Here is a 16,979-nt window from a genome sequence, read left to right on the forward strand (position 1 = left end):
CGCTGATCCGGGGACGCGCTGATCACAACTGGACCGCCGGGCATCCGTGTCCCCGGTGGCGGCGCGACCGCAGGTCGGAACCGGGGAGGGGGTGCGCCATGGGTTCGTTGGTGTACTTCTCGTCGGTCTCCGAGAACACCCGTCGGTTCGTCGACAAGGTGGGCCTCGCGGCGGAGCGCATCCCGTTGCGGCCCACCGACGGGTTCCTGCACGTGCAGGAGCCCTATGTGCTCGTCGTCCCCACCTACGGGGGCGGCAACGAGGGCGGGGCGGTGCCCCGCCAGGTGGTCAAGTTCCTCAACGACGAGGGCAACCGTGCGCTGATCCGCGGCGTCATCGCGGCCGGCAACACGAACTTCGGCTCGGCCTACTGCAAGGCGGGGAAGGTCGTCGCCACCAAGTGCGACGTCCCCTACCTGTACGGGTTCGAGCTCATGGGAACAGCAGAGGACGTGACTCGCGTCCGCGAAGGATTGGGGCGGTTTTGGCAGCGACGGCGACAGATTCCCGCGTGAGCGCGACGGGGCTGGACTACCACGCCCTGAACGCGATGCTCAACCTGTACGACGCGGACGGGAACATCCAGTTCGACAAGGACCGTGAGGCGGCTCGGGAGTACTTCCTGCAGCACGTCAACCAGAACACGGTGTTCTTCCACGACCTGGACGAGAAGCTCGACTACCTCGTCGAGAACAAGTACTACGACCCGGCGGTGCTGGCGAAGTACGACCGCGCCTTCCTCAAGACGCTGTTCGAGTATGCCTACTCCAAGAAGTTCCGCTTCTCGACGTTCCTCGGCGCGTTCAAGTACTACACGAGCTACACGCTGAAGACGTTCGACGGGAAGCGCTACCTGGAGCGGTTCGAGGACCGCGTGTGCATGGTCGCCCTCGCGCTGGCCGACGGCGACACCGACTTCGCGGTGTCCCTGGTCGACGAGATGGTCTCGGGCCGGTTCCAGCCGGCGACGCCGACGTTCCTCAATCTCGGCAAGGCGCAGCGAGGCGAGCCCGTCAGCTGCTTCCTGCTGCGCATCGAGGACAACATGGAGTCCATCGCGCGCGGCATCAACTCCGCCCTGCAGCTGTCCAAGCGCGGCGGCGGCGTGGCGCTGCTGCTGAGCAACATCCGCGAGCACGGCGCCCCCATCAAGCACATCGAGAACCAGAGCTCCGGCGTCATCCCCGTGATGAAGCTGCTCGAGGACTCGTTCAGCTACGCCAACCAGCTCGGTGCCCGCCAGGGTGCCGGCGCGGTGTACCTGCACGCGCACCACCCGGACATCTACCGGTTCCTGGACACCAAGCGGGAGAACGCGGACGAGAAGGTCCGCATCAAGACCCTCTCCCTGGGTGTCGTCATCCCGGACATCACGTTCGAGCTGGCCCGCAAGAACGAGCCGATGTACCTGTTCTCGCCGTACGACGTGGAGCGCGTGTACGGCGTGCCGTTCGCGGACATCGACGTGACCGAGAAGTACCACGAGATGGTCGACGACGCGCGGATCCGCAAGTCCAAGATCAGCGCCCGGGAGTTCTTCCAGCGCCTCGCGGAGATCCAGTTCGAGTCGGGCTACCCGTACATCGTGTTCGAGGACACGGTGAACAAGGCGAACCCGATCAAGGGCAAGATCACCATGTCCAACCTCTGCTCGGAGATCCTGCAGGTCTCCACGCCGTCGGAGTACAACGAGGACCTCTCGTACAAGACGGTGGGCAAGGACATCTCCTGCAACCTGGGCTCGCTGAATATCGCGCTGACCATGGACTCGCCGGACCTGGGCAAGACGGTGGAGACGGCGATCCGCGCGCTGACCGCGGTGTCCGACCAGACGGACATCGAGTCGGTGCCGTCGGTGAAGAAGGGCAACGCCGGCGGCCACGCCATCGGCCTGGGCCAGATGAACCTGCACGGCTACCTGGCGCGCGAGCGGATCTTCTACGGCTCCGACGAGGGTCTCGACTTCACCAACATCTACTTCTACACGGTGGCCTACCACGCGATCCGCGCGTCCAACCAGCTCGCGATCGAGCGGGGGAGCGCGTTCGAGGGGTTCGCCGACTCGAAGTACGCGTCCGGTGAGTACTTCACCAAGTACGTCGAGAAGGAGTGGGCGCCGCGCACCGAGCGGGTCGCCGCGCTCTTCGCGGACGCCGGCATCCACATCCCGACGCAGGACGACTGGCGGGCACTGGCCGCCTCGGTCGCCGAGCACGGTCTGTACAACCAGAACCTGCAGGCCGTCCCGCCCACCGGCTCGATCAGCTACATCAACCACTCGACCAGCTCGATCCACCCGATCGCCAGCAAGATCGAGATCCGCAAGGAAGGCAAGATCGGCCGCGTCTACTACCCGGCGCCGTTCATGACGAACGACAACCTGGAGTACTACCAGGACGCGTACGAGATCGGCCCCGAGAAGATCATCGACACCTACGCCGAGGCCACCCAGCACGTGGACCAGGGCCTGTCGCTGACGCTGTTCTTCAAGGACACGGCCACCACCCGCGACCTGAACAAGGCGCAGATCTACGCCTGGCGCAAGGGCATCAAGACGATCTACTACGTCCGTCTGCGCCAGCTGGCGCTCGAGGGCACCGAGGTGGACGGCTGCGTCAGCTGCATGCTGTGACGCAGACGCCCTTCACGACGAACGACGAGGAAGCACGATGACCCCCCCGAAGCTCAAGCTCATCGACCGCGTCCAGGCGATCAACTGGAACCGTCTCGAGGACGACAAGGACGCCGAGGTCTGGGACCGCCTGACCGGCAACTTCTGGCTGCCGGAGAAGGTCCCGGTGTCCAACGACATCCAGAGCTGGGCCACGCTCACCGAGGCCGAGAAGACGATGACCACCCGGGTGTTCACCGGCCTGACGCTGCTGGACACCATCCAGGGCACGGTCGGCGCCGTCAGCCTGATCCCCGACGCGCTGACCCCGCACGAGGAGGCCGTCTACACGAACATCGCGTTCATGGAGTCGGTGCACGCGAAGAGCTACTCGTCCATCTTCTCCACGCTGATCTCCACCCCGGAGATCGACGAGGCGTTCCGGTGGAGCGAGGAGAACGCGAACCTGCAGCGCAAGGCCGAGATCGTGCTGCAGTACTACCGGGGTGACGAGCCGCTGAAGCGGAAGGTCGCGAGCACCATGCTCGAGTCGTTCCTCTTCTACTCGGGCTTCTACGCCCCGATGTACTGGGCGTCCCGCGCCAAGCTGACCAACACGGCCGACCTGATCCGCCTGATCATCCGTGACGAGGCGGTGCACGGGTACTACATCGGCTACAAGTACCAGAAGGGCCTCGAGCAGGTCACCGAGGCCGAGCGGGCGGCGCTCAAGGAGTACACGTTCGAGCTGCTCTTCGAGCTGTACGAGAACGAGGTCGAGTACACGCAGGACCTCTACGACGAGCTCGGCCTGACCGAGGACGTGAAGAAGTTCCTCCGGTACAACGGCAACAAGGCGCTGATGAACCTCGGCTACGAGGCGCTGTTCCCGCGCGACGAGACCGACGTCAACCCGTCGATCCTCTCGGCCCTGTCCCCGAACGCCGACGAGAACCACGACTTCTTCTCCGGCTCGGGCTCGTCCTACGTGATCGGCAAGGCCGTGAACACGCAGGACGAGGACTGGGAGTTCTGACCTCCAGCTCGCTCTCCGTCCAGCACTGAGGCCGGCGCCCCCCTGCGGCGCCGGCCTCAGTGCTGTGGTCCGAGGCGGTCAGACGGTGAAGTGGCCGACCAGGTCCTTCAGCTCGACGGACATGCGGGCCAGCTCGGCGACGGACACCTGCGACTCGGCGACCCCCTGGGTGGTCACCGCGGCCGCGTCGGCCACCCCCGAGATGTTCGCGGCGATCTCGCCCGCGCCGGTGGCGGCCTTGGTGACGCCCCGGTTCATCTCGTTGGTGGTGGCAGTCTGCTCCTCGACGGCCGCCGCGATGGTGGTCTGGTAGTCGTTGATCGCACCGATCACCGACGTGATCTGACCGATGGCGGCGACCGCGCCGTCGGTGTCGCCCTGGATCGCCTCGACGCGGCGGGCGATGTCCTCCGTCGCCTTGGCCGTCTCCCGCGCAAGGTCCTTGACCTCTCCGGCGACCACCGCGAACCCCTTGCCCGCCTCGCCGGCGCGCGCGGCCTCGATGGTGGCGTTCAGCGCCAGCAGGTTGGTCTGCTCGGCGATGGACGTGATGAGCTTGACGACGTTGCCGATCTCCCGGCTCGACTCGCCGAGCCGCGACACCGTGGCCGTCGTCTCCGCCGCTGCCGACACCGCCTGAGCCGCGACCCGCGCCGCCTCGGTGGCGTTCTGCGCGATCTCGCGGATCGAGGCACCCATCTGCTCGGCGCCGGCCGCGACCGCCTGCACGTTCTGCGACACCTCGCCCGCCGAGCTCGACACCACCCCGGCCTGCGCCGCCGTCTCCTCGGCGGCCGACGCGATCTGCTGGCTCGAGGCGGCCATCTGCTCGGTGGCGGTGGCGAGCGACGCCGAGGAGGCGTCGATGGTGCCGAGCGTCGTCCGCAGCGTCCCCACCGCCTGGTCGAGCGCATGGCCCATCTGCCCCACCTCGTCGTGCGACGTCAAAGCTGCGGTGACCGTCAGGTCCCCGTGCTCGAGCGCGGTCGACACGGCCCGCACCCGGCCGATGCCCCGCACGATGCCCCGCGCGACGAGCAGGCCGAGTGCGACGGCCGCCGTCAGTCCGGCGCCCAGAGCGACGATCATCAGCAACCGGCTGCTCCGGTACTGCGTGGTGACCGCCGCCGCGGAGGCCTTCGCCGCCGACTTGGAGCTGTCGACCAGCGTCGACATCGCGGTGCCCATCTGGTCGATCAACGGCGCGGCCTGCTCGTCCCGGGCCTTGGTCCAGGTGGTGATGTCCTTGGCGCGGCCTGCCGGCAGCAGGGCGTTGTCGCGCACCCCGACGTACCCGGTGAAGCTCTGGTCGAAGTCGTGCAGCGCCGACTGCTGCTGGTCGCTGAGCGCCACGGCCTTCAGCGCGGTCTCCGCGTCGAGCACGTCCTTCTGGTCGGCCATCACGGCCTGCTCGTACTTGGTGGTCTCGGCGGCGTCGAGGGAGAGTGCCTGGTTGGTGATGTCCAGCCGCATCTGGAGCGTGGCGCGGCGGATCGCGGTCGCGTCCTCCAGCCCCAGCACGTCACGCTGGTACAGGGACGACGCGGCGGCGTTGGTGCTGCCGAGGCCGACGATGCCCAGCACCCCGACGCCGAGGGCGACGACCGAGGCGACCAGCACCGCCGTGAGGATGCGGGTGCTCACCGACCTGTCGCCCCACCAGCCGAGCAACCCCCGGGAACGGATCCCGGACGACGTACCGAGAGACGACGTGCCGAGCGACGACGTGCGAATGGAAGACGTGCGGATCGACGACATGCTGAGCCCTGCCCTAGCTCGCGGCCATCGCCCCCTGCGATGACACCGCGCGGCCCATCGGCGGCCGGCGGCACCGTCTGAGCGGCTCACGTGGGCCAGTCAGGTCGCGATGCACCCGATCGGGTGGCGAACTCGCCCGTGGCTCGCGCCGCGCAGGACGATGGTCCCAGCGCCCAGCGCCCAGCCAGTCGCCCGGTCAGTCGCGGGTGACGTTCTCCATGGACCGGACCAGCCCGACGGCCTCGCCCAGCAGCTCCCGCTCGCCGGCCACCAGCGCCGGGTCGTTGGCGCGCAGGTGCGCGGCCTCGTTCAGCACGGGCCGCACGTCGAGGTGCACCCCCGCGAGGAACGCCGCGAGCAGCACCCGCGCGGCCTCGGAGTACTCGCCGCCGGCGTCGACCGCCACCTCGGCCAGGATCAGCGCGCTGAGCGCCACGTCGAGCGCCGCGGTGCCGGTCCGTGCGTTGGCCCAGTCGACCAGCATCGGACCGTGGGCCTCGGACAGCACGATGTTGCCCGGGTGCAGGTCGAGGTGCACCACCACGTCACCACCGCCGACGTGCGGCCAGTCGGTGGGCGACGACGGCGCCCAGCTGGTCGGCGCGGGGATCCGGTGCAGCTTGTCGTGCAGGTCGGTCATGATCTGCGCGCCCTCGTGCAGCGACGTCACCCCGGCGGCGAGGGCCTGCAGCAGCGTGGGCCCGTGCAGGCGCTCGAGCACCAGGTCGGGGCCGCCGACGTGCACGGCCTTGGGTACCGGGAACCCGTGCGCGAGCGCGTACCGCATCAGCTCGGCCTCCGGCCCGGCGTCACGGCCCGAGCGGTAGCGACGCAGCACCTGCGTCTCGGAGATGGCGTACACGTCCGCCGAGAAGCCCGCGGTCAGCAGGGGTCCGGGTCCCTCGGCGGCGGCGTGCGGCGTTCCCGGCGCCTCGGCAGGCGCGGGGACGGCGGCGGCGGACGCACCCTTGTCCCGCTCGGCGTCCGGCGCCGCGGGGTCGCTCGGGGCAAGGCCGGCGGGGGTCATAGAAAGAAGGTAGGCGCTGATCCCGAGATTGTCCCGTGATCGGGAAAACTCGCTCATGACCTGCGACGCGACCGGGCGTGGACAGGACGTGGGCTGCTCTTGACCTCCGTTGACCCGAACGGGTCAACGGATCGGTGTCACCGGTCCCGGCGGGTCAGCCGCGTCAGCAGCGCCTCCGCGCCGGACCTGGTCGGCGGCAGCGCATGCGTCGTCACCCGCAGCGGCAGCCGGGTGGCGACGCGCACGTCGACGTCGCAGCAGCGGCGGGCGATCTCGGCCCGCAGGGCGGCGATGCGGTCCGCCGGGTCCTCGTCGTGCAGGCCGACGACGACGAAGACGCCGCCCCCCAGGCTGGCCATCGGCCACCCGGGCCCGAACGCCGCGTCGAGGGAGGCGCCCATCGCCGCGGACCGTGCCGCCCGAAGGAAGCCGGACACCTCCCCGGCCGCCACGTCGATCACCGTCAGCGAGCCGGGGCTGCCCTCGGCACGGGCGTACGCCTCGGTCAGCCGCAGGTGCAGGTACTGCTGCGTGGGCAGGCCCGTCTCGGCGTCCACGCTGGTGCTCGCCGCGAACGCGCCGGCCTGCTCGTCCGTCCACCCGTCGCACAACGCGCGGACCACCGCCATCGGCGGCTGGTGCGCGCCCATGCTGCTGTACAGGCAGCTCAGGTCGTCCAACGCCTCGCCCAGGCCGATCCCGTCGTACGACCGCGCCCGGCCCAGCTCCTGCGCGGGGGCCGTCGGGTCACCGCCGGTCAGCACCGCCTCGGCCAGGGCGTCCACCGCGGGGTGGTACCAGTCCGAGGGGCGCAGCCACACCGAGGCCAGGCTGCTGCGCCGCCACTGGTCGCGCAGTCCGTCCGGCACAGGGTCGGCGCGGTGCCGCGGGTCGCGCGATCCGTCTCCGGGAAGGCCGCCGGAGAGGAAGGCCTGTGGGCCCATGTCCGTCGTCACGCCGGAAGAGAGGGTTCAGCCGGCTCGTCGTGATGCCGATGGAGCGGGCGAAACGTGATTCACCCGCATGGCGGACCCTGTGGCACCCTAGGTGTGGCAGATACCGGACGAATCGGAGCGCTCGTGAGCGCCATGGCAGGGGTCGGCTCGGACCTGCGGTCCGATGCCGATCTGATCGCCGCCTCCCGTACGCGGGACGCGGCCGCCTTCGGCGCGCTCTACGAACGGCACGCGGGGGCCGCGCTGGTGGTCGCCCGCCAGCACACCGACTCCGCCGCGGACGCGGAGGACGTGGTGGCGGACGCGTTCACCGCCGTCTGGGGCGCCCTGCAACGCGGGTCGGGACCGACCGAGGCGTTCCGCGCCTACCTGTTCACCGTCGTCCGCCGGGTCGCCGCGGTGCGTCGTGACGCGGGCCGTCGCACGCAGGCGACGGACGACGTCGCCGTGCTGGAAGCCGGTGCGCTGCCCGAGGCGGACGCCGCCGAACCGGCGCTGGCGGGGCTCGAGCGCGGGCTGGTCGCCCGGGCGTTCGCCTCGCTGCCCGAGCGGTGGCAGGCCGTGCTGTGGCACAGCGAGGTCGAGGGGCTGCAGCCGGCGCAGATCGCGCCCCTGCTGGGCCTGACGGCCAACAGCACCGCCGCGCTGGCGTACCGGGCGCGGGAGGGTCTGCGCCAGGCGTACCTGCAGCAGCACCTGAACGAGCCGCTCTCCGAGGCCTGCCGTGCGGTGTCCGGCAAGCTCGGCGGGTACGTGCGGGGCGGGCTCGGCGCGCGCGACACCAAGGCGGTGGAGGCGCACCTCGACGAGTGCGGCCGGTGCCGCGGGCTGGTGCTGGAGCTGGGCGACGTCAGCCACGGCATGCGCGGCGTCGTGGCTCCGCTGGTGCTGGGTCTGGCCGGGCTCGGGGCGCTGGGGCACGCGCTGCCGATCGGCGGCGGGCTTGCGGCCGGGGTGGCGAGCCTGACGGCCGGGCCGACGGGCGCGGCGGCCGGCGGTGGCGCCGGTGCCGGTGCTGGGGCGGGCGGTGCCGCGGGCGCCGGTGCGGGCGGTGCCGCGGGTGGAGCTGCCGCGGGCGAGCTGGCGGGTGCCGGCGCGACCGAGGGGATGGGGGCGGCCGGTGCGGCGACGGCCGGTGCGCTGACCACGGGTGCCGCGGGGGTCGGCGGTGCGCTCGCCGGCGTGGGCGGTCTGCTGGCCGGCATCCCGACGGCGCTGGTCGCCGGGATCGCCGCGGTGGTGGTGGTGGCCGCCGGCGTGGTCGGCGCCGTCCAGCTGCTCTCGTCCGACTCGTCCGGCAAGGGCGCGGCCGTCTCGACGACGACGGCGTCGCCGTCGACCGGTACGACGGGCAGCACCGGGTCGGGCGGGGTGTCGGACGGTTCGGCGGCCGGGAGCACTCCCGCGGCGTCCTCCGACCCGACCTCGAGCGCCGCGGCCGGCACCGGCACGGGCATCGCCGACCTGGTCGCGGGCTCGTCGGGCACCTCCACCACCTCCGGCGGCTCGAGCACCTCGAGCACGGCATCGTCCGGCGACTCCGGCACGTCCGGCACGACGGATCCCGGCACGGGTCCGACGCAGACCAGCCCGGCGCCCGCCCCGACGCCGCCGCTGCTCAGCGTGCAGGGGCCCGCCGGGTTCACCCTGACGGCCGGCACCACGGGGACGCTGGCGGTCGACGTGGTGAACACCGGCGGCTCCCCGGCGACCGGTCTGGTGGCGACCGTGACGCTGCCCGCCGGTGTGTCGCTCGCCGGTGTGGACACCGGCGCCCTGTCACCCGTCACCGGCCGGTTCGCACCCCTGGCCGCCGTGGGCTGGCTGTGCGGAACCGCCGGCGGGGCCGTCGAGTGCAACCTCCAGCAGCTGCCTGGCCAGACGCAGCTGCGGCTGACGCTCACCGTCCAGGTCGACGAGGGGTACGACGCGGGCGACGGCTCGCTCGCGTGGTCGGTCAGCGGCGCCGGCCTGACGACGGCCTCTCAGAGCGTGCCCCTGCACGTCGCGCCGTCGCCTGCGCACCTGGTGGCCGCCGGTGCCGTCCCCGACCTGTGGCTGGTCACCGGCCGCACCGCCCAGGTGGCCGTGCCGCTGCGGAACGCCGGCGGGACGGCGACGACGGCGGCCGCGCCTGCGGTGGTGGACGTCGTGCTGCCGTCGGGCGTCGCCTACAGCTCGGTGGCCGCCCCGTGGACGTGCACCCGGACCCCGGCCGGCGGCGGCACCACCGCCGTGCACTGCACGGACCCGAGCCTCGGCGCGCGAGCCGGCACCACGCTGTGGCTCGCCCTCCAGGGCAGCCAACCGGGCACCGGCACCGTCTCGATGCAGCTCGGCCCGACCGGGGGACACCCGGCCGGCGTGCTCAGCTTCGGGTGCGTCGTCGTGACCCCGTCGAACGCCACACCCACGCCGACGCTCACGACCACCGGCTCGCTGCTCTGACGCCGGACCGCCCTCGGCGCCGCAGCGCCTACCGGGTGCCGAGCGACAGGGTCGTGTAGGTGGCGGCCGCCGGCAGCAGCTCCTCGGCCATCTCGCGCAGCAGCTCCGCCACCTCGGCCAGCTCCGTCCCGCTGACGCCCGCCGACTCCTCCGAGAGCAGCACGTGCAGCACCAGGCCGCGACGTGCCTCGGGGGCCGGCGGCTCGGTGGCGGGGTCCGGCACGGCGCGCAGGGCGCGCAGCACCCGGGAGGTCGGCTGCTCGGCTGCGGACGGACGGGGGTGCGCGGACATGAGGGGTCTCCGGGGTGGGGTGAGGGTGGACGGGTGCGCGGTCAGCGCGAACACGTCTGCCAGCACGTCGATCGACGTACCGGAGCGGTACGTCGATAACGAGCCACCGGAGTCATGGCTCGATGCTCACACGGGGCCGCGGCGCCGACCAAGGGAAATGCGCGGGCGTCTCAGGCAGCGGGCGTGACGGTGGTCACGTCAGCGCGCAGCTCAGCACGGTGCGGACGCGACGACGGCGACCGTTCGAGGGGTCGCAGCCGGATGGCGACGCTGCGGGAGCGCCGTCGGGCGGGCGTCAGACGATGCCGTACAGCCGGTCGCCGGCATCGCCCAGGCCCGGCACGATGTACGCCTTCTCGTTGAGCCGCTCGTCCACCGCGGCCACCACCACCTGCACGTCGGCGCGGTCGCCGACGTACTTCTCCACCGTCGCGAGCCCCTCCGGGGCGGCGATCAGGCAGACGGCCGTCACGTCGAGCGCACCGCGGTCGAACACGTACTGCATCGAGGCGACCAGGGTGCCGCCGGTGGCGAGCATCGGGTCGAGCAGGAACACCTGCCGGCCGGACAGGTCCTCCGGCAGCCGGTTGGCGTAGGTGATCGCCTCGAGCGTCTGCTCGTCGCGGCGCAGGCCGAGGAACCCGACCTCGGCGGTGGGCAGCAGCCGCGTCATGCCCTCGAGCATGCCGAGGCCGGCGCGCAGGATCGGGATGACGATCGGGCGGGGGTCGGCCAGCTTGGTCGCCGTGGTGCGCGCCACCGGGGTGGTGATCTCCACCTGCTCGGTGTGCACGTCCCGCGTCGCCTCGTACGCCAGCAGGGTCACCAGCTCGTCCACCAGCAGGCGGAACGTCGGCGACGGGGTCGCCTGGTCCCGCAGGATCGACAGCTTGTGGGCGACGAGCGGGTGGTCGGCGACGTGCAGGCGCATAGCCCAAGCCTAGGGGCGTCGCTGGGGCAGGATGACGGGCATGACGTCCCCCGCGGCCGGGCGGCCGGTGCAGCCGGTGGATGAGTGGGCGATGGGGATCGCGCTCGACGAGGCGCGGCGGGCGGTGCTGACCGGGGACGTGCCGGTGGGCGCCGTGGTGGTCGCACCGGGCGCCCACGTGGTCGGTTGGGGCCACAACCTCCGGGAGGACGAGCAGGACCCGACGGCGCACGCCGAGGTGGTGGCCCTGCGGGACGCCGCGGCGAACCTGGGGCGGTGGCGGCTGGACGACTGCACCCTCGTCGTCACCCTCGAGCCCTGCCTGATGTGCGCGGGGGCGGCGATCCTGGCGCGTGTGCAGCGCGTGGTGTTCGGCGCGTGGGACCCCAAGGCGGGGGCGGTCGGGTCGCAGTGGGACGTGCTGCGCGACCGGCGCGCGATGCACCACGTCGAGGTGGTGGGCGGCGTGCGGGCCGAGGAGTCGACCGTGCTGCTGCAGCGGTTCTTCGAGGTGCAGCGCTCGCCGGAGTGAGGGGTCCGGCGGTGGCGCCGGCCTGGTCGGCGGCTAGGCGAGCGGGGTCGTCGTCGGGACCGGGAGCCGGCGAGCCAGCTCCGCCAGTGTCTCCGAGGTGCCCGCGTGCAGGGTCACCGCGGCGTAGCGGTCGCCGCGGGTCTCGCCGCGGTTGACGACGGCGATCGGCTTTTCCGCCGCGGCGGCGTGCCGGACGAACCGCAGCCCCGACTGCACGGCGAGCGAGGATCCGGCGACGAGCATGGCATCCGCCTCGTCGACCAGGGCGAACGCCCGCTCCACGCGCTCACGCGGCACCGTCTCGCCGAAGTAGACGATGTCCGGCTTGAGGATCCCGCCGCACGGAACCGGACGGCCCTCCGGGTCCGGCGCCCAGCAGTCCGCGACGACGAAGTGCTTGGTCTGCTGCACGACGGCGTCGGCGTCGGGCGCGATCTCCACGTCCGCCACCTCGGTGACGCTCTCGACGAAGCCCGGGTTGAGCTCATCGAGCCGGTCAGCCACCTGCTGCCGGGTGTACCGGGTGCCGCAGCGCAGGCAGACGACGCGGTCGTAGCTGCCGTGCAGGTCGATCACCGTCTGCGACCCGGCCTGCCGGTGCAGCAGGTCGACGTTCTGGGTGATGACGCCGTTGACGATCCCGCGCCGCTCGAGGTCCACCAGCGCACGGTGGCCGGCGTTCGGCTCGGTGCGGTGCACGTGCCGCCAGCCGACCTGGTTGCGCGCCCAGTAGTGCCGGCGGAACCGCGGGTCGCCGACGAACTGCTGGTAGGTCATCGGGTTGCGCGGCGGGGAGTCCGGGCCGCGGTAGTCGGGGATGCCCGAGTCGGTGGACACGCCGGCGCCGGTCAGCACCACCAGGCGGTGGCCGGCCAGCACGTCGATCAGCTCGGTGAGGGTGCCCATGACGTCCACGGTAGGTCGGGTGCCGGGGTGCTGTGCGGGGCGTGCGGGCTGGTCGGCGGCCGATTCGGTGGCAGGCGGCGGCTCGGGTACCCTCGTCCCCGGTAGCGTGTCCGAGCGGCCAAAGGAGCACGCCTCGAAAGCGTGTGTGGGTGAAAGTCCACCGTGGGTTCGAATCCCACCGCTACCGCCACCGGTGTCTTGACGAAACTCGAGCACCGAGAGTGACAGAACCCGCCGTGCGGGCCCCCAAAGGGGCTCGGACAGCGGGTTCTGTCGTTCCTCAGCGTCGAAGTGCGCTTGCGGAGGGCGGCGCTCGCGGTCTTGTACGGCTCGCGAGTGCCGTGCGCGCCAGTGATGGTCGTTCGCCGGGTGCGCCTGTAGCCCGCCGGCCTCGGGCCGCGGGCTCTTGCGTTTGATGCTCTTGGGTTGTGCGCGCGTCAGGCGGCAGTGGCCTGAGGGCTCCCCCGCTGGTTGATGTCGTCGAGCGTGACGAGCTCGTAGCCGACGATGCTGCGGTCGAAGCCAAGGAGGTCGGGGTCGGCGTTGTAGCGGTCGTTCTTGGCCGCCCACTTGGTCAGCAGCCGCAAGTTGTAGTGCACGGCCGCGAAGGCCAGCATGAGCGTGGTCGCGATGAGGCCGACCACGCGGATGGTGCCGCGTTCGAAGCGTTCGGTGTCCGGGCCCTTGAGGTTGGAGTACCCGGACTCGACGGCTGAGCGCCGTCCCCAGGCGCTGATCCACTCGTCGGAGCCCCAACGCAGCCGTTGGCGGATCTCGGGACACACGGCTGCGCCGAGGACGAGGGTCGGCTGCCTGAACGCCTTGGTTCGCCGCTGGGCTGCCGTCGCGCGAGCGGCGTCGAAGCGTGATGTCTTGAACTGTCGCGTCCCGTTCGACCGCGGGGCGCCGTTAGGGGTCAGGGCGTACTGCGCGAGTTCGGCATGCTGCTGGCGGAAGCGGTCGAGGTCTGCCTTGAGTCGCTCGTACGTGGTCTTCTTGCGTGAGCTGGCGTTCGGCTTGGGCTTATGCAAGATCCAGCGTTGGGGACGTGCGATGTGACGGAGGTTTTCGGGCGTCCACGGTGCGTAGGGCCACCCGTCGATCATGAGGACGCCGGTCTCCGGGTCCAGGCGTGGTCCTCGCTGAGGCTCGGTCAGGTCAAGGACCTGCTCGATGCCGCGGGCCCGCAGGGGTGCGGCCCAGTGGCGTGCGACGGCAGTGGTGTAGCCGCGGTCGACGACCAGGGTTGCCAGGGGCGTCTCCTGGACCTCGTTGATGTTGTCCAGCACCCGAAGGGCAGGGCCTGTCTGAACGGCGTTCGCGGGGACGACGGTCAGTCCGACGATGGGCTGCAACCGGCGGAACTCGCTGTCCTTGCCGAAGGAGGCAGATGCGGGGATCAGCTGGTAGCCGAAGATCATGTCGGCGTCGTACTTGGCCTCGGTGGGGGTGACGTGACCGGACCGAGCGTCCGGGTCGTAGCCGCCGGTGGGCTTCTGGACGAAGACGCTGTTGTCGAGCCGGTAGTCGTCGTGCGGGTTGGCGCCGGTCTGTCGAACGCGTCGGGCGTGGCTGCGGATCCCGCTGGCGTCCAATGCGACGACGGTCGGTTCGGGCATGGGGCGGAGCGACGCCGCGAGCAGACGGGTGATGTAGCCGATCGCTTCGGCTTCCCGTTCGAGTCGTTCGGCCTGGGTGGTCGGTCGGTAGATCCGCTTCCGGTACCCGTTGGCGTCCGTGGATGTCCACCCCACCGCGACACGTCCCGTAGTGGGGGAGTAGTCGAGCGCTCGGCACACGGCCTTGAACAGGTAGCGAACCTGGTGGATGGCCACTGGCTCGAGAGTCGTCGCGGTGGCCTTGGCGATGCCCAGGCGCAGTTGCTCGCTGACGGGCAGGCTGTCGGTGAGGGCGTCGTGGATCTGCACCAGGGTGGCGGTCTTGTGCCCTGGTCCGAAGACGGTGATGCACGCGGCGAGGAGCACCTCTACCGCCAGCTGCCGGGGGCGACCACCCTTGTCGGATCTGAGGCGGTTCTCCAGGTCCGCTGCGATACCGGATCGACGCACGACCAGCAGAGCCTTCCGGAAGGTGGTGTTGTACCGGGCGCGCTGCTGGGCCTTCTTCGCGTCCTTCTTGGCGTCCAGCTTGGCGCTCATCGCGAACCTGCCGTGGGACTCGTTGTCAGGTTCAGTGCGGCGCGCGCCACCTCGGTCGGGTCCGGGGCGGGGCACAGATCCAGGAGTCCGGCCAGGGTCCGGGCGGACTTGAGCCCGGCTTGCTGGAGCACGATGGACAGGGGGATCGGCGCGTTCAGGGCTGCGAACAGCCAGGTGGTACGCAGCCGGAACGGGTCGATGTCGACCGGCTCGCGCACCGCGGTGACGATGGAGCGCCGCGCGGCTTGGGTGACGTTGCGCCGGTTGGTCTTGGAGCCCAGCACGGGCGTGTCGAGACCGGCCTTGCGCCGCAGGCTCATCGCCTGACGCAGCAGTGGCTCGTACTGGCGGCGGACCACCACGGTACGCACCGCGCCGGCCCGGACGTCGACCGTCAGGTAGTCCCCGAGCTCGGCGTCGTGCACCTCCACGATGTCGCGGTAGCGGACGTGGCGCAGATCCGCCGGGGCCAGCCCAGCGCCCAGGCCAAGGCCGAGCAGGAAGCAGGCGTTGCGGGTCTTGCCCCGGTTCGGTTGGGCCGTTGCGATCGCGACGAACCTGTCGCACTCCTCAACGCTGTAGGGGGACCCCAGGGGGGTGGCGGGGATCGTGACGGGCGCGTAGTTGGCATCCAACGAGTTGACGGCGCGTCGTAGGACGGAGCGTGCGCTGGCCGCGCTGGCGGTCGCCATGCCAGCGACGCACAGGCCCGAGCCGCCCTCCGTGAGGTACTGCTCGAGCAGTGTGGAACCCAGCAGTTCCTCTGCGGTCGGTGGACTTCCGGGGTCGGGGCGGTCCGGACGGCCCTGAACCCACACCAGGAAGCGGACGACGACCGTCGCCGTGTTCCGTGCAGACGTGACCGACACAGGACTGCACCCGGCGAGAAGACGCACCGTCAGCGGACGCAGTGCCGGCCAGATCGTGGCCGGACGCCGCTGCGGCCGGTACGCCTCGATGGCGGCGCGGATGTCGGGGGCCAAGGCGTTCAGGTCGGGATGCTCGGCGAGCTGTGGTCCGGCCGCGGCACGGGCGGCTGCGGCCCGGTCCGCGCGCTCCGTGGCGAGGCGCTGGCGGCCAGACATCGGCTTGGTGCTCTTTGCGCGTGGCGTCTTGGCGGACACCACCTCCTTGGCGGGCTTGAGGATCTCGGCGGCCAGCAGGGCTGCGGTCGCCGTGGTGCTGACCTGCACGGTGCCGGCCGACCCGCTCGCGGCATTGGCCGGCCGCACCTTCCGAAGCTGGTAGCTGCTGGCCGCCTTGCCCGCGATGAGCTGGTGGGCCCGGGTCAGGGCGACCGGCGAGATCCCCTCCGCAGCGGCGGCGCGCTGAAGAGGTGATGCCGTCGCGACCGGTGGGTGCACCACTCGCGGTGCACGAGTCAGCCCGGCCCGTGCGCGCACCAGTGCGCGCAGGTTCGTGGTGTAGACGGCGCGGGTGTGGGGCGTGCCGCCACTGGTGCGCCCGAACTGGCTGATCGTCGCCTCACTCAGCAACGCCTCCAGGCGCGGGCGGCTGACCCGGTCCCAACCGCATGGTGAACGCAAGAACGCCACCAGTGCGCACAGCAGCGCCTTGGCATCGGCTGGGCAGTGCGGCTCGGCGAGGGCGACCAGGTCGACGACCGCAGGGCGGGCCGCGACCCACTGCTGTGGCTCGAGCGACTTGGGTCGGAACCGGTCGATGAAGGTGGTGGTGGCCTCGTCCATGCCAGGACCGGTCCGGCGCTTGCCCCTCGACGCAGTCTCCGCACCACAAGGCGGAAGCGGCGTGCGTCACACCAAGGGATGCCCCCGAGGAGGGCGGCCTTGTGTTCCGTCCGGCTGCGCCCAGCGGTCCTGGTGAGCGCCCTGGCGCTCCGTACCACCGGCGCCACCGGTGCCGGGGTACCCACAAAGGGAGACTGAATGACCGCCGCACAGCGAAACGCCAACCGGCACCGCACGATCGGCCAGGTCAGGCAACAGCAACTCATCGCCCGACGCAGTGTCGTCGCCACGGCGTGGGCCGAGGGCATCTCTCACGGTCTGCCCGTCGGTGACCTACTCGAGGAGCTGTCGATCCTGGAGTTCGCCCTCATCGATCAGTGGCCCCACCTGGCCGAGGCTTGCCTCCGCCGGTGGGTCGTCGCGGACGCCGCGAAGCTCCACGATCCGGACCGGGGCGCCTACCCCGGATGCACCCTGTGCCACGAGGCTGCCCGACAAGCGGCCTGACTCCCACGCGCGGGGCGAGGATTCCTCCTCGCCCCGCGCGCCTCATCGCACGCGAACAGGCGCGATGTCGGCGAGGAGCCAAGCCAGAGAGCGGCCGGTTGCGCCGC

The 16,979-nt window shown here is 71.4% G+C and carries 14 protein-coding genes and 1 tRNA gene; 7 read left to right on the forward strand and 8 right to left on the reverse strand.

All coding sequences use genetic code 11. The features are described from left to right. The first annotated feature begins 98 nt into the window (after positions 1–98). From nrdI to nrdF, 3 genes are read left to right on the forward strand one after another with little or no spacing between them, the layout of a single operon-like run. Positions 99–515, forward strand: a complete 417-nt coding sequence (gene nrdI, locus ACFQTY_RS07965; protein ID WP_378099197.1) for a class Ib ribonucleoside-diphosphate reductase assembly flavoprotein NrdI — start codon at positions 99–101, stop codon at positions 513–515. After that, positions 485–2,632 (forward strand): class 1b ribonucleoside-diphosphate reductase subunit alpha, encoded by a 2,148-nt coding sequence (nrdE, locus tag ACFQTY_RS07970; RefSeq protein WP_378099199.1) that lies wholly within the window; start codon positions 485–487, stop codon positions 2,630–2,632. The genes nrdI and nrdE overlap by 31 nt, the downstream gene beginning before the upstream one ends. Before the next feature lie 37 nt (positions 2,633–2,669). Continuing rightward, entirely contained in the window at positions 2,670–3,647 is a 978-nt protein-coding gene (gene nrdF, locus ACFQTY_RS07975; RefSeq protein ID WP_378099201.1) for a class 1b ribonucleoside-diphosphate reductase subunit beta, read from the forward strand. Positions 3,648–3,725: 78 nt separating this feature from the next. On the opposite strand, the gene ACFQTY_RS07980 is transcribed toward nrdF, so the two are convergent. From ACFQTY_RS07980 to ACFQTY_RS07990, 3 genes are all read right to left on the reverse strand, one after another. Further along, positions 3,726–5,291, reverse strand: a complete 1,566-nt coding sequence (locus ACFQTY_RS07980) for a methyl-accepting chemotaxis protein (protein ID WP_378099203.1) — start codon at positions 5,289–5,291, stop codon at positions 3,726–3,728. A gap of 310 nt (positions 5,292–5,601) precedes the next feature. Next, the gene (locus ACFQTY_RS07985) at positions 5,602–6,432 is read right to left on the reverse strand and encodes a phosphotransferase (protein ID WP_378099205.1); all 831 of its coding nucleotides are present in this window, start codon (positions 6,430–6,432) and stop codon (positions 5,602–5,604) included. Between the two features lie 137 nt (positions 6,433–6,569). Continuing rightward, positions 6,570–7,388, reverse strand: coding sequence for a hypothetical protein (locus ACFQTY_RS07990; RefSeq protein ID WP_378099207.1), 819 nt, complete (start codon positions 7,386–7,388; stop codon positions 6,570–6,572). A 132-nt stretch (positions 7,389–7,520) separates the two neighbouring features. On the opposite strand from ACFQTY_RS07990, the gene ACFQTY_RS07995 reads away from it, so the two are divergent. Beyond that, on the forward strand, positions 7,521–9,836 hold the full coding sequence (locus ACFQTY_RS07995) for a sigma-70 family RNA polymerase sigma factor (RefSeq protein WP_378100699.1): 2,316 nt from the start codon (positions 7,521–7,523) through the stop codon (positions 9,834–9,836). A gap of 28 nt (positions 9,837–9,864) precedes the next feature. On the opposite strand, the gene ACFQTY_RS08000 is transcribed toward ACFQTY_RS07995, so the two are convergent. Further along, a complete protein-coding gene (locus ACFQTY_RS08000; protein WP_378099209.1) occupies positions 9,865–10,128 on the reverse strand; it encodes a hypothetical protein in 264 nt (87 codons plus the stop codon). Positions 10,129–10,423: 295 nt separating this feature from the next. Further along, on the reverse strand, positions 10,424–11,059 hold the full coding sequence (upp, locus tag ACFQTY_RS08005) for a uracil phosphoribosyltransferase (RefSeq protein ID WP_263732284.1): 636 nt from the start codon (positions 11,057–11,059) through the stop codon (positions 10,424–10,426). Positions 11,060–11,099: 40 nt separating this feature from the next. Here upp and ACFQTY_RS08010 point away from each other — a divergent pair, with 40 nt between their 5' ends. Beyond that, a complete protein-coding gene (locus tag ACFQTY_RS08010; RefSeq protein ID WP_378099212.1) occupies positions 11,100–11,591 on the forward strand; it encodes a nucleoside deaminase in 492 nt (163 codons plus the stop codon). A 33-nt stretch (positions 11,592–11,624) separates the two neighbouring features. Here the strand turns inward: ACFQTY_RS08010 and ACFQTY_RS08015 are convergent, their stop codons facing one another. Then, the gene (locus ACFQTY_RS08015) at positions 11,625–12,497 is read right to left on the reverse strand and encodes a Sir2 family NAD-dependent protein deacetylase (protein ID WP_378099214.1); all 873 of its coding nucleotides are present in this window, start codon (positions 12,495–12,497) and stop codon (positions 11,625–11,627) included. A 100-nt stretch (positions 12,498–12,597) separates the two neighbouring features. On the opposite strand from ACFQTY_RS08015, the gene ACFQTY_RS08020 reads away from it, so the two are divergent. Continuing rightward, a tRNA-Ser gene (locus ACFQTY_RS08020) sits at positions 12,598–12,687 on the forward strand. A gap of 247 nt (positions 12,688–12,934) precedes the next feature. Here the strand turns inward: ACFQTY_RS08020 and ACFQTY_RS08025 are convergent. Both ACFQTY_RS08025 and ACFQTY_RS08030 read right to left on the reverse strand, forming a co-directional pair. After that, positions 12,935–14,656, reverse strand: coding sequence for a hypothetical protein (locus ACFQTY_RS08025; RefSeq protein ID WP_378099216.1), 1,722 nt, complete (start codon positions 14,654–14,656; stop codon positions 12,935–12,937). Further along, the gene (locus ACFQTY_RS08030; protein WP_378099218.1) at positions 14,653–16,365 is read right to left on the reverse strand and encodes a hypothetical protein; all 1,713 of its coding nucleotides are present in this window, start codon (positions 16,363–16,365) and stop codon (positions 14,653–14,655) included. Before ACFQTY_RS08030 ends, ACFQTY_RS08025 begins: the two co-directional genes overlap by 4 nt. Positions 16,366–16,563: 198 nt before the next feature. On the opposite strand from ACFQTY_RS08030, the gene ACFQTY_RS08035 reads away from it, so the two are divergent. Beyond that, the gene (locus tag ACFQTY_RS08035; RefSeq protein WP_378099220.1) at positions 16,564–16,872 is read left to right on the forward strand and encodes a hypothetical protein; all 309 of its coding nucleotides are present in this window, start codon (positions 16,564–16,566) and stop codon (positions 16,870–16,872) included. Positions 16,873–16,979: the final 107 nt, after the last annotated feature.

Source organism: Cellulomonas sp. T2.31MG-18 (assembly GCF_964266755.1).
Taxonomy (GTDB): Bacteria; Actinomycetota; Actinomycetes; order Actinomycetales; family Cellulomonadaceae; genus Cellulomonas.